The 13,708-nt window shown below is 44.3% G+C and carries 13 protein-coding genes; 7 read left to right on the forward strand and 6 right to left on the reverse strand.

Annotated elements, in window-relative coordinates:
- Positions 1-68: 68 nt before the first annotated feature.
- From NAF19_RS27085 to NAF19_RS27100, 4 genes are all read left to right on the forward strand, one after another.
- The gene (locus NAF19_RS27085) at positions 69-659 is read left to right on the forward strand and encodes a Crp/Fnr family transcriptional regulator (RefSeq protein ID WP_252793504.1); all 591 of its coding nucleotides are present in this window, start codon (positions 69-71) and stop codon (positions 657-659) included.
- A 164-nt stretch (positions 660-823) separates the two neighbouring features.
- Entirely contained in the window at positions 824-1,402 is a 579-nt protein-coding gene (locus tag NAF19_RS27090; RefSeq protein ID WP_252793505.1) for a YceI family protein, read from the forward strand.
- A 55-nt stretch (positions 1,403-1,457) separates the two neighbouring features.
- Positions 1,458-1,952, forward strand: coding sequence for a nuclear transport factor 2 family protein (locus NAF19_RS27095; protein WP_252793506.1), 495 nt, complete (start codon positions 1,458-1,460; stop codon positions 1,950-1,952).
- A gap of 96 nt (positions 1,953-2,048) precedes the next feature.
- Positions 2,049-3,737 carry a carboxylesterase/lipase family protein gene (locus tag NAF19_RS27100; protein WP_252793507.1) on the forward strand — a complete coding sequence of 563 codons (1,689 nt, stop codon included), beginning with the start codon at positions 2,049-2,051 and terminating at the stop codon, positions 3,735-3,737.
- Between the two features lie 318 nt (positions 3,738-4,055).
- Here the strand turns inward: NAF19_RS27100 and NAF19_RS27105 are convergent, their stop codons facing one another.
- The 4 genes from NAF19_RS27105 to NAF19_RS27120 form a co-directional block, all read right to left on the reverse strand.
- Positions 4,056-5,357, reverse strand: a complete 1,302-nt coding sequence (locus NAF19_RS27105; RefSeq protein ID WP_252793508.1) for a RagB/SusD family nutrient uptake outer membrane protein — start codon at positions 5,355-5,357, stop codon at positions 4,056-4,058.
- Positions 5,358-5,377: 20 nt separating this feature from the next.
- On the reverse strand, positions 5,378-8,311 hold the full coding sequence (locus NAF19_RS27110) for a SusC/RagA family TonB-linked outer membrane protein (protein ID WP_252793509.1): 2,934 nt from the start codon (positions 8,309-8,311) through the stop codon (positions 5,378-5,380).
- A 46-nt stretch (positions 8,312-8,357) separates the two neighbouring features.
- Positions 8,358-8,945, reverse strand: coding sequence for a carboxymuconolactone decarboxylase family protein (locus tag NAF19_RS27115; protein ID WP_252793510.1), 588 nt, complete (start codon positions 8,943-8,945; stop codon positions 8,358-8,360).
- Positions 8,946-9,169: 224 nt separating this feature from the next.
- Positions 9,170-9,718, reverse strand: coding sequence for a hypothetical protein (locus NAF19_RS27120; protein WP_252793511.1), 549 nt, complete (start codon positions 9,716-9,718; stop codon positions 9,170-9,172).
- Positions 9,719-9,971: 253 nt separating this feature from the next.
- Here NAF19_RS27120 and NAF19_RS27125 point away from each other — a divergent pair, with 253 nt between their 5' ends.
- Entirely contained in the window at positions 9,972-11,057 is a 1,086-nt protein-coding gene (locus NAF19_RS27125) for a CapA family protein (RefSeq protein WP_252793512.1), read from the forward strand.
- Between the two features lie 259 nt (positions 11,058-11,316).
- Here NAF19_RS27125 and NAF19_RS27130 read toward each other — a convergent pair whose 3' ends face one another.
- Entirely contained in the window at positions 11,317-11,505 is a 189-nt protein-coding gene (locus NAF19_RS27130; protein ID WP_252793513.1) for a hypothetical protein, read from the reverse strand.
- Between the two features lie 93 nt (positions 11,506-11,598).
- Here NAF19_RS27130 and NAF19_RS27135 point away from each other — a divergent pair, with 93 nt between their 5' ends.
- Together NAF19_RS27135 and NAF19_RS27140 are read left to right on the forward strand one after the other, a co-directional pair.
- Positions 11,599-12,540 (forward strand): SPFH domain-containing protein, encoded by a 942-nt coding sequence (locus NAF19_RS27135; RefSeq protein ID WP_252793514.1) that lies wholly within the window; start codon positions 11,599-11,601, stop codon positions 12,538-12,540.
- Positions 12,541-12,722: 182 nt separating this feature from the next.
- Positions 12,723-13,265, forward strand: a complete 543-nt coding sequence (locus NAF19_RS27140; protein WP_252793515.1) for a DUF922 domain-containing protein — start codon at positions 12,723-12,725, stop codon at positions 13,263-13,265.
- Between the two features lie 27 nt (positions 13,266-13,292).
- On the opposite strand, the gene NAF19_RS27145 is transcribed toward NAF19_RS27140, so the two are convergent.
- Positions 13,293-13,694, reverse strand: coding sequence for a BLUF domain-containing protein (locus tag NAF19_RS27145; RefSeq protein WP_252793516.1), 402 nt, complete (start codon positions 13,692-13,694; stop codon positions 13,293-13,295).
- Between the last annotated feature and the right edge of the window lie 14 nt (positions 13,695-13,708).

The raw sequence follows: 13,708 nt of genomic DNA on the forward strand, positions 1-13,708 counted from the left end.
TCAGTTCTTAATCACATCAGGGCAATTATCGTCGGATAAAAAAAGTTAAATTAGCGGATTAGATAACCATGCTTGATAATTTTTTCGATAAGCTATCAAAAGGGATAACACTCACAGACGCTGATAAAGCAATTTTCAGGCAGCATGTTATTGTAAAAAAGTTAAGAAAACACCAATATTTTTTGCAGGAAGGAGAAATTTGCAAATCGGTGGCATTTGTAAATAAAGGCATGCTCCGTTCTTATCTTGTTGATGAAAAAAACAACGAACGAATTATTCAATTTGCGCCGGAGGGATGGTTTATTTCTGATATATCCAGTTTTATCACTGAAGATAAATCTAATCTGAATATTGATGCATTAGACGATTCTGAATTGATATTGATGAGCAAAACTGCACACGTCTATCTGGAGACTGCTATTCCCGAATTTTTCAAATTTAATTATGCTCAGTATCGCGGTGCATACATTGCGCTGCAAAAAAGGTTAATAGATATGTTCACGCTATCTACCGAAGAAAAATACACTAAACTGCTAAGTATTTATCCGGATATTATGCAGCGCGTACCACAACATATGATCGCTTCTTATCTCGGCTTAACCCCTGAAACGCTGAGCCGGGTTAGAAAGAAACTTTCTGTTAAAAAGACAAATGCATAATCATTGATCGAAATCAATATAATTTCTTGATTTGCGTCAAGACACCTGAGCCAGATACGTTCTATTTTTACCCCGACGCTTTCCATCGTTAAACTAAGCATTGGAATATAAATTTGGAAGGCCTTGAAGTTTTCATTTAACTAAATTCAAACCAATTATTAAACATGAAGAAATTATTATTATTTGCAGTTGCACTGCTTTTACAAACCTCATTATTTGCCCAAACAACCACATGGACAAATGATAAAATGCATTCCAAACTTAAGTTTACCGTCACCCATCATTTGCTTTCGGATGTGGATGGTTTGTTCAAAAATTTTACTGTGACCATAACTGCAGGCAAGCCTGATTTTAGCGATGCCGTTTTTGAACTTTCTGCAGATGTGTCTTCGATCAACACCGAAGTTGAAATGCGTGACAATGATTTAAGAAGTGCTAACTTTTTTGATGCAGCGAAATACCCGGCTATCACTTTCAAAAGTTCATCAATAAAGGCAGATGGAACGAACAAGTATAAGCTTATAGGCAACCTTACCATGCATGGTGTTACAAAACCTGTAACGATGGACCTTTGGTACCGCGGCACAAAGGAGAACCCAAATAGCAAGCAAAGCGATGCCGGGTTTAAATTACGGGGTACATTAAAGCGTTCAGACTTCAATATTGGTGCAAACACACCTACAATACTTGTAAGCGACGAAGTTGAGATCGCAGCTGACGGCGAGTTTGCAAAAGCCCGTTAATTCCTGGTTTCTAAAGTTGTGCGCATTCTTATTACACGCTAAAAATAAATTGCAAATGAATAAAAAGTTCATTTCACTTTCTATCGTAATCATTGCTTTATGTGCAAATAACATTTTTGCACAGTTGCCTTCTATACCGCTTGCAAGTCAAAAAATATTATTGCAAAGCAGCGATCCTAAGCTTGCAGCTAATAAAAAACTGGTATACGATTGCTGGCGTGAAATGCTGGAAGCTGGTCATCTCGAATTGGCAGATAAATATCTCGCCGAAACTTATATGCAGCATAATCCGAATGTTCCAACAGGAAGAAAAGGATTTGTTGAGTTGTTTTCGAAATTTGCACAGCCTAAACCAATTGTGGACACTATAAAAGCGCCTGTAGTTGCTATCGTTGCGGAAGGTGACCTGGTAGTGATAAGTTTTGCCGGGAAATTTCCCGACCCGGCGGACAGCACAAAAACATATACATCCACTTGGTTCGACATGTTTCGCATAGAAAATGGAAAACTTGCGGAGCATTGGGATGGTGCTCAAAAAACAAAGAATTAATACAACGAGGTTGTTGTGGTTGTGCATCTCGGGAAAATTCAAACGAAATAATTAACTAATGTTAAACATTTGTTTAATACCATTTAAGACCAAGTTATGCATCTATCAACCAGAAGAAAATTCTTAGGGCAGTTGTCATTAATTAGCGCTGCAATTGCCCTCCCAAAATTTGCCAGTTCTTCAGTTCTGGCTGAAGACGATTTCGTAATAGCCGAAGTTTCTGAGGGCAAGCTTAGAGGTATCAGAAAGGATGGGGTTTGTTTATTCAAGGGCGTTCCTTATGCCGGGACACTCTCGGGTGACAGGCGTTTTAAAAGGCCGGCTCCTTTGGAGCCCTGGACGGGTGTACGCGACGCTTTACAACTTGGTGCCCCCGCTATCCAATCACAATTTCAGTCCCGCGCAGTAAACGAACCAAAGCCAGCCGAAGACTGCTTGTTTTTAAATGTTTGGACGCCGGCTAATGATAATAAAAAACGTCCTGTGATGTTTTACAATCATGGAGGCGGTTTTTCTAACGGCTCTGGCGGCGCCCTTGATCAGGATGGCTCAAACCTTGCCCGTTTTTTTGATGTGGTGGTAGTAGAGACCAATCACAGGTTAGGATTAATGGCCTTTCTATATTTGGAGCATATTGCTGGCCCGGAATATGCCGGTTCGGGTAATAACGGTCTCCTGGACATCGTCGACGGCCTAAAGTGGGTGAAAAAGAATATTGCAGCTTTTGGCGGCGACCCTGGTAATGTGATGATCTGGGGAGAGTCGGGCGGTGGCGCAAAAACAAGCTGCTTGTATGCCATGCCCGCAGCGGCGCCATATTTTAATAAGGCCTCTATCGAAAGCGGCCCCGGCCTTCGGATGTTGCCAAAGGAGGCAGCAATCGAAATGACGAAATTGGTGTTTAAGGAACTAAATATCGATATCAAGGACTGGAAAAAAATACTTGATATTCCCATCGGGGACCTGGTGGATGTTCAAAATAAAGTTCCCCCCTTAATGGCTGAGAGCGACTATATCCGCAAACACGGCGTGGTAGGGTTCGTTCCTAATAATTTTGCGCCGGTGGTGGACGGGGTTGCACTGCCCAATGACCCGTTTGATCCCTTCGCGCCGAAAATTTCAAAGGATAAGCCACTCATGACGGGCTGGAATGAAGATGAATGGGCATTTTTCGCGATGGCTTCGCATGATACCGGTGCACTGAAAAACGACTTTACATTTGAGGCATTACAAACAAAATTTGAACCGGAGTTCGGTGCTGATACGCAGAAAATAATTGCGACCTACAGGGAAACCAGGCCGAACGCGTCGGCAAGTGATATCTGGATGGCTGTTAAATCAATCAATATGATGGGACTTGGGACCATTGCTATCGCAGAAAGGAAAACGGAACAACATGGCGCCCCGGTATATCTTTATAACTTTGGTTATAAATCAGAAGCAAAGGTCCCCGGCACTGATTATCCTTTCGGTACACCGCATGCTATGGATATTACGTTCAAATTCAATAATGAAGTGCCTGGTGCGCCGGCCGGTTTTTTAAGCGGGAACAAGCCTGAGCGCTTTATTGCATCGCATCATATGGCGGAGCTATGGACTACTTTTGCAAGGACCGGTAAGCCTGCTGCAAAGGATGTTCCCGAGTGGCCAGCCTACAATTTGACCGACCGGCCTACCATGCGTATTGACAGTACCTGCGAGGTAATTAATGACAGGTACAAAGAAGAACTGGCGATGTGGCGGTCGATAGGCAGGGTAGGTTATCACTCGCTTAATTCAAGGTAACCGGCATTTCCTACGCTGTAGCTATAGTCAATCAAATTTATTAGGTACAATTAAAACATCACCAACTTGTACCTGGCAGATGAAACCTCGCTGTTCGAGTTTGCAACTTCAGCCTACTATGCCTGTAGATTGTATCTACACTTACCTATCGTGCGAATTACCATCATAGCGACAGCTTTTCAAACCCATCGCTATGTAAAACACCGTCATCCCTCAGCAAAAAAGCCCCGCACCCACCTTCCTCCCCTCATCCCCGCAGTTAAAAAATCACGAAAAACAAGAAACCAAAGCAAGCACGGAGCCTCTAAATCAAATCAACTATTGCTCAGTCACCGGTAACGGAAACTCTGTCCAAACATCGTCGCCGGTTCTATCAATTGGCAATGTGCCCAACAAATCATATCTCCGCATATCAATCCAGCGGTGGCCTTCAAAAAACAGGGAGTAGCGCCTTTGCTTTAGCATCTCGGTAATTAAAGCCGGCTGTGTAACCGCGCCGGCATAATTGCCCAGGCCGTGGCCATTCCTGATAACGTTAATGGCTTTAACGCCTTCCACAAAATTATTTAGCTGGATATTAGCCTCCGCATAAATAAGTATCAGTTCTTCGTTGCGGATAATGCCAACCGGCGCGGTGCTCGAGGTGTAAATCCACACGTCCCTGTCGCTGCTCAGGCCGCTTAGTGCTGCGGGGCTGGTGCGCAGCGTGGCTTTGCCAAGCCTGTCGTCGCCGGCCTCAATGTCGGTAGCAAATGTTGGGTGCGCCACCCGTTGTTCGCCGCTTTGGTTTTGCGGGATAAATACGGGGTTCAGCTGGTCGCCCGATCCTGTGCCAAAAACATGGAACACGCCGGTGTTGAAATTTTTGGTCAGGCTAAAAAACGATGCGTTTAAATTATCGAGCGCCGGTTGCCAGTTTTTTTGATACACGCTTACCCTTGCAGCAAGCGCGCGGTTAAACTGCGTTAATCCTGCTGCGTCATCCAATCCTGCAAAACCAGCTAAAGGGAACGAAATAGATGCCCCGCTGAAATCACTTTTTGCCGAATCGAGCAAAGCGGTGATTGCCGCCAAACTATTTGTATAAGTAAGGAACGGCCCCAAATGGTCGGGGTTTGCCACATCAACCCTTATACCTTTTGTATAGGTAAGGTTAAGGTTTAATAAAAGCTGGTAGGCCTTAATGGTGCGGGCAAAGCCAATATAGCCTTTCTTTTGCGCACTGCTTATCAGCGTAGAATTATTGGCAGCCTGGATAAGGATATTACAGTTTTTTACCACGGCATACCTGGCCGCCCAGGGGAAGGTAATATAAAAATTACTGCCGCTTAAGGTAGCGCTGTTAGCACCAAGCAGATCCAGAACATACCGCGGTTCCGATCCCGAAAAACGGTAGCCTTCGCGGCCGATGATACTTACATCATCCAGGTAAAAATTAAGGCCGTTCCTCATGCCCGATTCCGTACCGCTCACCAGGTTGTTTAATTCGCTTTGTGATGCGTTTTTTGATAAATCCTGTATGGTTGCATTATTTAAATCGCCATAATCTTTTTTACAGCCCGCAAAAAGCAGGGTGGCCGCCGCAAACAGGATGCTATATTTTTTGATATTTTTTTTCATGATAATCACTTTTCTAAGAATTAAAAATTAAATGAAACGTGGAAGGCCGCCGATTTGGTTGCAGGATACGGGTCGATATCTACACCCGACGAAAAGCCGGTGCCAAAGTTTGATACTTCGGGATCATAACCTTTGTATTTGGTTATAGTGATGTAGTTGTTTAGCGATGCCCCAACAGTTATGCTTTTGATGTATGAAACAGGCAGCTTGTTGATGGTATAATACAAGCCTATTTCGCGTAAACGCAGGTAGGTTGATGTTTCAACCGTTTGGTGCGCGTCCGAACCGACTTTCATCAACTGCGCTACGCCGTGAGGTACATGCGGTATGCTGGATGGTTTATCATAATCAACATCGGTGCTTCCAAAAACATTCTGCAGTTGTGTTACGTCAACATTTTGGCCGCCCTTTTTCCAATGCCACAAAAAGCGCAAACTTAGCTTTTGGAAAAAAGTAACCTCGTTATAGCTGTTCATCTGGAATGTTGGCTCGGCATCGCCCAACACGCCCACGCCCTGGCCGTTAAGCCCAATAATCTGGGTGGCCGATTTGCCTTGTTCTATCTGGTAAGTTCCCAGCAGTACGCCGCCTACCGAACCCAGTTGTACCGGCGAAACAATGAGTTTTGTTACTTTTGAACGGTTAAGCCAGAAGTTAACAGAGGTGTTCCAAACTATATTTTTCGATTCAACCGGCCTTGCATTCAAACCCAGTTCGAAGCCATGGTTGGTTAAGTCGCCCGCGTTAACCCATTTTTGGGCAAAGCCCGATGATGGCGGCGGGGTAGTTAATAAAAGGAAATCAAATATGTTCTTCTTGTAATAGCTTAATTCAAAACCTAACCGGCCTTTTAGTAAGCTAAAGTCGATGCCGGTTTCAAATTCAGTTTGCCTTTCGGGTTTAATATTGGCATCGCCGGCCTGGGTATTTACCAGTAATCCCGGGAAGCCGGTAATATTTGATACGCCCAACGCGCTGAATTTACTGCCATAGGCAGGCACGTTATTAGCCTGACCGTAAGCTGCACGCAGTTTAACGCTCTCAAACAGGCCTGGTTTTATAATGCCCATATCTACCAGGTTCCATGATAAACCGGCCTTAGGATACAGGTAGAATTTTGAAACATTGCCGTTGTTGCTCGATCTGTCGAACCGCAGGCCTCCTGTTAAGGTAATTGCGTTAATAATGTGTGCCTCTTCCTGTATAAAAATACCGCTGTTAAGATATTTGGTGCGCAGTTGCGTAACATTTAAAGCACCCGCCTGGTCAACATTCGACTGGCCCGCTATCACTTGCGATGCTACGTCCAGAATGTTGTTGTAGTTACCGGTTTCCTGGGTTACGCCTGCCGACGAAGTAAGCGTTAATTTGTCAGAAGGGGTAAAGGTGTTTACCAGCGACAAAATGTAATTGGTGCTCAGGTTTTTTGTAGAGCCTTGTATAGACTGGCCTTTATTAACCGATTCAAACTGCAATACACTCGGAAACAATACAGTTGTTTGCAGGTTATAAAAATCAACGCCGCCGCGCCCGATAAATTTGGTATTGCTGTGGCTGCTCTTTTGCAGTGTTATCTCCAGGTTTGCGCCGGTTATAAACCTGTTTACCGATTCATTATTTTCCATCAGTGCAATGGTTTGCAACGGGTTTGACGCAGCAAAGGGGTTGTCGGGATAAATTCCCTTGGCATCAGGGTGTAACTGAGCAAAATCAGGTGTCGATGACAATGCTATACCGGTAGTAACGCCGGCATTATCATTCCCAAATATACCCCTGTCGGCCGATGAATTAACATAGTTGGTAGTGATGCCTATTTTAATATTGTCGGTAATTTTATGATCAAGGTTTAGCCGTACGCTGGTATTGCTATACCCCGTGCGGTCTACAATGCCGCCATCTTTTTTTTGCGCAACTGAAAAATAAAAGCCGGTTTTATCACTCCCGCCGCTCATACTTAGCAGCGTGTTCCTGGTTAAAGGGGTATGGTCGTAAATCTCTTTTTCATAATCGTATATGTGGCCGGCGCTTTGTGCAGCATTAAACGCCGCTGTCAGCGAAGCCGGATCGCCGGGCAACGTGGCCGCGGTTTCTGCGGTAAACTGCCTGGTGCCCAATAATTTTATGGGTTTTAAAAAGCCAAGGTCCTGCGACAAAGTAATGTTTGTTTTACCCTGTTTGCCTTTCTTGGTGGTGATAATTATTACACCGCCCGATGCTTTAGATCCGTAAATGGCTGCTGCAGACGCGCCTTTTAGTATTTCTATACTTTCGATATCCTCCGCCCTGATATCAGCAATACGGCTTGATGGATTGTCCTGGTTTGACTGTGAGCCACCCGGGCCTGCTAAACTTACCGCATTCAAACCACCCGAGGTAGCCGAGTTGTCTACATAAACGCCGTCGACCACGTAAAGGGGTTGTGTGTTGCCGTAGATGGAAGTTACCCCGCGTAGTTTTACCGAAACGCCACCACCCGGTGCGCCTGAGTTGGAGTTGATGTAGGCCCCCGAAATTTTACCTTCGAGCGCGCCATCAAGTGTTTGTGCCGGGGCTGTGCCATTTAATTCTTTCGAACTGATCACTCCCACGGCATTTGCCAGGTTTTTCCTTTTAACAGATGTTGCCAGGCCGGTTACCACTACTTCATCAAGCCGGGAAACGTCTTCAACAAGTTTTATGTCCAGCGTTGAAGCGCCGGCTGTGTTGATTGTCTGCGTTCTGTAGCCTAATGCGGTTATTATTAAAACGGCATTGTCGGGCACGCTTATCGTAAATTTCCCATTTACGTCTGAAGCCACGGCCTGCGACGAATTTTTTACGCCGATAGTGGCGCTTTGCACCGGTACATTGTTACTGGTAACAGTGCCCGTAACTGTTTTGTTCTGGGCAAAAAGTGAAATAGGAATTATGGTTACAAGTAACCATCCTATTATAAAAAGTAATTTATTTCTCATTGTTTTGGTTTTGGTTTAATGATTTTGATAATTAGGTAAGAAGCGCTTATGCTTGTTTTGCTTCCTCATTTTCGGCGGTGGGCTGTTTGCTGGTAATAATGTGATTGCCGTAGCCCTTTTCAACAATTTGCCGCGCCCTTAAGGGGTAGCTTGAAAGGTCGGTTGGCGTGTAGGAAGCAAGTCCGTCAACATAACGGTTAAACATGCAAAAAGCCGCAGCGATAAGCACGGTATCGTGTATGTCCTTATCGGTTGCGCCAAGGTGTTTGGCGGTTGCAACCTGTTCGTCAGTTACTAGTTTGCCACCCTTTTGTACACTTCCGGCAATGGCCAGCAGTGCCTTTAATTTGTCAGAAATGGCGGCATTGGCGTAGTCCTTTTTTACCTGCTCTACCAGGTCGGTATTCCCGTCAAGGTAGCAAACAGCAATGGCGCCATGCGATTGCTGGCAATAGAAACAATCGTTCAGGTAGGAGACATAGGTGCCTATCAGTTCCCGGTCGGCCATGCTTAAGGTATCGCTGGTGCGCAGCAGCAGGTTGGCCAGCTCGCCCATGGGGGCAGCAGTTTCGGGGCTAAAGGCCATTAACGACCGCATGCCGGGCAGATTTTTATCTACATTAATGTGGGGCATATTTTTGCTTTTTGTGATGAATGAAAATTTAGAAAAAAGGATGGGGATGGGGAGCTTTTTACCGTCCGTCAAAAAATCAAGAGGCAGTTAAATGAGTACCTTTTATGCGGCAATCGCCCGCATACATGGTAATGCAGCACGGGCCCATTTCGCAAATAACAAAACAGGCACGTTGCCGATCAAATAGCTTCTCGGAAAATTTTGATTGAATAAAAAAAAGCAGCTTAGCAAGCAAGCCGGGGTGGCTGCTCGGGAATATCAGTATTTTGATAAATCAACGCCTGTGCCCGTTGTGGCGCAGGATGGGTTAATATTTTAACGGGCGATTCAAATGCAACCTGTGTAAACGGAATAAATGAATTTACCTGCAATACAAACTTAACAGGCGGCACATGTTCTTTTTTTGGCACAGGTACGTTTTTCACGCCTTTTACATTTAATACATTGCCATCGTTTAGCCGGGTAGTTTGGTAGTTAGGAACGCACATTAAATATATGGCATCCCTGGTTACCTTCATTTTAACGTAGTTGTAACTAATATCTTCAAATTGTATCACCCCGCTAACATTCTCATATTCCGGCCAGTCTGCCGAAACATTCATTTGAACTGGCAATTTTATTTCGGTAAGGTCCTTAACGTTGTATAAACCTTTGCTGGTTTGCGAATTGAAAAAAAGGTTTGATTTAAATACAAGAAATTCACGAAGCGCTAAACTTCCGCCTATGTTAAATAGCTGAACCAGCAAAAGCGATATAGCAACAATTCGTGTCAATAATTTACGGGTAAATTCAATGTTAAATATGGGTTTTATAAGTTAATATTCAAAAATATTTTTTGATACCACACAGCGATAGAATAATAAGGTTTGTTTAATGCGAAATGTGATGAACAAGCACCCTTTTATAATAATAAATTTACTATGTTAGCACCTGCTGCAAGCATATTACCCATTGAATAAAAGATCGCCTTTAAACCTCGTACTGCTATTGTCGAATACCCGATTCATATTATTGGGCGCCATTATTATGCTATTTTTCGCTTGCCAAATTCAACCGAAGCCAAAACCGCCGGTATACCATCCACCCATAAAAAAACCTGTTGCAGTAAAACGCGATACCATCCCCCGCGACTCGTTTTGTATTGCCGCCGTTGGCGATATTATGCTGGGTACATCGTACCCAACCAAATATACCCTGCCGCCCGACAGCGCTAAAGGCAGCTTTAAAAATGTATTAACGGAATTGCGCAATGCCGATGTCACCTTTGGCAACCTGGAAGGTACCCTGCTTGATACGGGTGCCCCGGCCCATTATAAGCTGCACCTGCTGAGCAAGGGTTACCTGTTCCGCAGCCCCACCAGTTACGCCGGTGTTTTAAAAAACGCGGGTTTTAAAGTGCTTAGCCTGGCCAATAATCACATAGGCGATTTCGGCGAACCCGGCCGGATCAATACCATGAAGGTTTTAGACAGCCTTGGCATAAATTACGGCGGGCAGGTTAGCCACCCAACATCAATATTTAAAATAAACGGGGTTACCTATGGCTTTTGTGCCTTTGCACCCAATGCTTATACTTTGCCGATACTCGAATTAAGAAACGTTACTAAAATAATACAGGAGCTTAAACAACAGTGCGATGTAGTAATTGTATCGTTTCACGGTGGCTCGGAAGGAGCGGGGTTTGAACACGTGCCTTTTAATATGGAATCGTTCCACAGCGAAAAGCGCGGCGACGTACACAAGTTTGCCCATACAGCCATTGATGCCGGCGCCGACCTTGTATTTGGCAATGGCCCCCATGTTTGCAGAGCCATGGAGCTCTACAATGGCAGACTGATTGCTTATAGTCTTGGTAATTTTTGCACCTACACCAGCGTAAGTGTTGCAGGCGTGTGCGGCCTGGCGCCGATCCTCAAAGTGAACATCAATAAAAATGGAGAGTTTTTGAGTGGCCGAATAATATCGGCCACTCAAACTCATTACGACGGTCTTCAATTGGATAGCCTCAATAAAGCCGCCATCCGCATCAAACAACTTACCGAAACCGACTTCCCCTTGTCGGGGCTCGATATCAGTGATGAAGGAAAAATATCAATCGCTAAAGAGCAGTAGCAATACTACGTTTGCAGGTAATCCACAGAAATCACTTTTAAAACAGGAGGCTTCGCTGGAGCCTTTTATATGAATTTTTTGGCTATAAACAGGAAGCTCCGCTGGAGCTGTGAACAAACGCGGCGACTCCAGGGGAGTCCCCTGTTTATAGAATTAATGTCGGGGATATTTAGGCTCCAGAGGAGCCCCCTAATAGCCTCTGTATTTTAAAAGCGATTACCTGGCAGGTAATCCTAAAATCCAACCAATCTTAGAAATCCTAGTTGGCTTCGTCTTTCGTCGTTCTCACCAGGCTTATCCCTGTGAAGAAAAACAGTACTGATATAATACCAATCACTGTAAGTGTGGTTACGTTGCCTGCGTGATTAATAATTTCGACGCCGGTGTAAATAAGGCCGATAATTCCTAATACAGTAAGTATCGCCCCAAAGGTTCGTTTTAAATTCATGGTTATTGATGTAACTTTTATAAAGCTTTTTCTTAAAAACAAATAGCACACCAATAATTAATACTACATTTATAATATTAAATAAACCCCCTTATGACCGCACAGATAGGTACTTTAATTGTTGTCTTTATTTTATTGGTGATTCTATTTTCATCATTTGTGTCTGTAAAACAAGGCACTATAGTAGTAATTACAGTGTTTGGTAAATACCGCCGAATACTCACACCCGGCCTTAATTTCAAGGTTCCTTTTATCGAAAACATCTATTCAAAAATTTCTATCCAGAACCGCTCTGTCGAACTGGAGTTCCAGGCCGTAACGTTCGACCAGGCAAATGTTTATTTTAAGGCGATGCTTTTATACTCGGTGCTCGACCAGCAGGAAGAAACCATCAAAAACGTAGCCTTCAAATTTGTTGACGACCGCAACCTGATGCAGGCACTGATTCGCACCGTAGAAGGTTCTATCCGTGCATTCGTGGCTACCAAAAGGCAATCAGAAGTGCTGATACTGCGCCGCGATATTGTGGAACACGTTAAGGAGCAGCTCGACGTAATTCTTGAAGGCTGGGGCTACCACCTGCAGGATTTGCAGTTAAACGACATCACCTTCGATGAAGTGATCATGAAATCAATGAGCCAGGTAGTAGCATCCAACAACCTTAAAGCTGCTGCCGAAAACGAAGGCCAGGCTTTATTGATTACCAAAACAAAGGCCGCAGAGGCCGAAGGTAACGCCATCAAGATATCGGCCGAGGCCGAGCGCCAGGCGTCGCAATTGCGCGGGCAGGGTGTGGCTTTGTTCCGCGAGGAAGTGGCCAAGGGTATGTCGGTAGCTGCAAAAGAAATGAAGGACGCCAATATGGACACCTCGGTAATATTGTTTACCATGTGGACAGAATCAATAAAACACTTCGCCGAAAACTCGCAGGGTAACGTAATATTCCTTGATGGCTCAACCGACGCCATGCAACAAACCATGAAAGAAATGATGGCGTTAAACCAATTGCACGCAACTCCGTCGAAAGGTAAATAACACGAACACAGAGAGTCAAGAGACAAGAATCAAGAGCCAGGATAAGAAATCAAAAACCGGCAGATTTGCGTAAAAGCAAATCTGCACGGGATTTCAATGGTGCAACAATTTTCGGTTCCTAACGTTTTTTGCTTGATTTCATGATTCTTGACTCTCGGTTCTTAACTTTACTTTTACTATTGATGAAACCCGGATTTGTGAGATTGATTTGCCTTGCCGCGCTATTCCTATTTACTGCGGGCAGCACCTGGGCACAGGGCTTCCACCAGCTAACTATTGACGACTTTAAAGGCGAACCGCGCAACGACCAGTACACCGTTGCCTACACCAATTGCTCTATCGGTTTTCACTACCAGGCCCATCGCGAAAAAAATTATTATATGCTTGATTTTAACATCGTGCTAACGATGAATAATTATAAATCGTGGATGGACAAAAAGCGGATTACCACCAACGAATTGCTTGAAGAAGTGCTGCGGCACGAGCAGGGGCACTACACCATTGCCTATATGGAGCAGCAGGAATTGTTGCGTGCAGTTGGCAAAACTGTGTTTTACGCCGATTATCAACGGGTTGCCCAAGCCATCTTCGATCGAATAGACGCCAAGTATAAACAGCTAAATCTTGACTATGATGCCGATACACAGCACATGCAAAACAAAGCGCAGCAAATAAGTTGGAATGCCTATTTTAAAAAGAGACTGACTTACATGCCGCCGGATTGAGTACGGGCCACCCATGTCCTTATCATATTATATTTTCGCAGTTTTTATAAATGAGTTTAGTAACGTTACAGGCAGCAGATTGCTTTTATGACGATACTCAGGATTCAAAAAATCTTTGAACGGCGTATCACGGAATGAACCTATAGTTTTAAAGCCCATCGCCCAATCCGGAAAAATTCGATGGTCCGTTACCCCACTGGCAATCGGCGTAATTCCTTTGTGACGCTCGTCCTGGCTTATTCTATCATAAGACTCCTTCACAGCTTTTTCTTCACCTTCAAGCAATTGTATAAAATTTCCCTCGGCGTATAAGAGCAGCCCGGTTATGTTGTCGCGCATGTTATTCTTAGCGCTTATAGCTAAAAGTTCTTCAAGTTCGGGTTGGCTAAACCAGTTTGTTCCTGCGCTTAGATAAATTATATAATACATTTAGAAATTATGCT

The organism is Mucilaginibacter flavidus, from assembly GCF_024055575.1.
Lineage (GTDB): Bacteria > Bacteroidota > Bacteroidia > Sphingobacteriales > Sphingobacteriaceae > Mucilaginibacter > Mucilaginibacter flavidus.

What these genes read in the sequence shown, in the direction of transcription:
- NAF19_RS27145 (WP_252793516.1), bottom strand. Translation starts at nt 13,694, where the DNA reads ATGTATTATATAATTTATCTAAGCGCAGGAACAAACTGGTTTAGCCAA.
- NAF19_RS27110 (WP_252793509.1), bottom strand. Translation starts at nt 8,311, where the DNA reads ATGAGAAATAAATTACTTTTTATAATAGGATGGTTACTTGTAACCATA.
- NAF19_RS27105 (WP_252793508.1), bottom strand. Translation starts at nt 5,357, where the DNA reads ATGAAAAAAAATATCAAAAAATATAGCATCCTGTTTGCGGCGGCCACC.
- NAF19_RS27115 (WP_252793510.1), bottom strand. Translation starts at nt 8,945, where the DNA reads ATGCCCCACATTAATGTAGATAAAAATCTGCCCGGCATGCGGTCGTTA.
- NAF19_RS27085 (WP_252793504.1), top strand. Translation starts at nt 69, where the DNA reads ATGCTTGATAATTTTTTCGATAAGCTATCAAAAGGGATAACACTCACA.
- NAF19_RS27125 (WP_252793512.1), top strand. Translation starts at nt 9,972, where the DNA reads ATGCTATTTTTCGCTTGCCAAATTCAACCGAAGCCAAAACCGCCGGTA.
- NAF19_RS27140 (WP_252793515.1), top strand. Translation starts at nt 12,723, where the DNA reads ATGAAACCCGGATTTGTGAGATTGATTTGCCTTGCCGCGCTATTCCTA.
- NAF19_RS27135 (WP_252793514.1), top strand. Translation starts at nt 11,599, where the DNA reads ATGACCGCACAGATAGGTACTTTAATTGTTGTCTTTATTTTATTGGTG.
- NAF19_RS27130 (WP_252793513.1), bottom strand. Translation starts at nt 11,505, where the DNA reads ATGAATTTAAAACGAACCTTTGGGGCGATACTTACTGTATTAGGAATT.
- NAF19_RS27090 (WP_252793505.1), top strand. Translation starts at nt 824, where the DNA reads ATGAAGAAATTATTATTATTTGCAGTTGCACTGCTTTTACAAACCTCA.
- NAF19_RS27095 (WP_252793506.1), top strand. Translation starts at nt 1,458, where the DNA reads ATGAATAAAAAGTTCATTTCACTTTCTATCGTAATCATTGCTTTATGT.
- NAF19_RS27100 (WP_252793507.1), top strand. Translation starts at nt 2,049, where the DNA reads ATGCATCTATCAACCAGAAGAAAATTCTTAGGGCAGTTGTCATTAATT.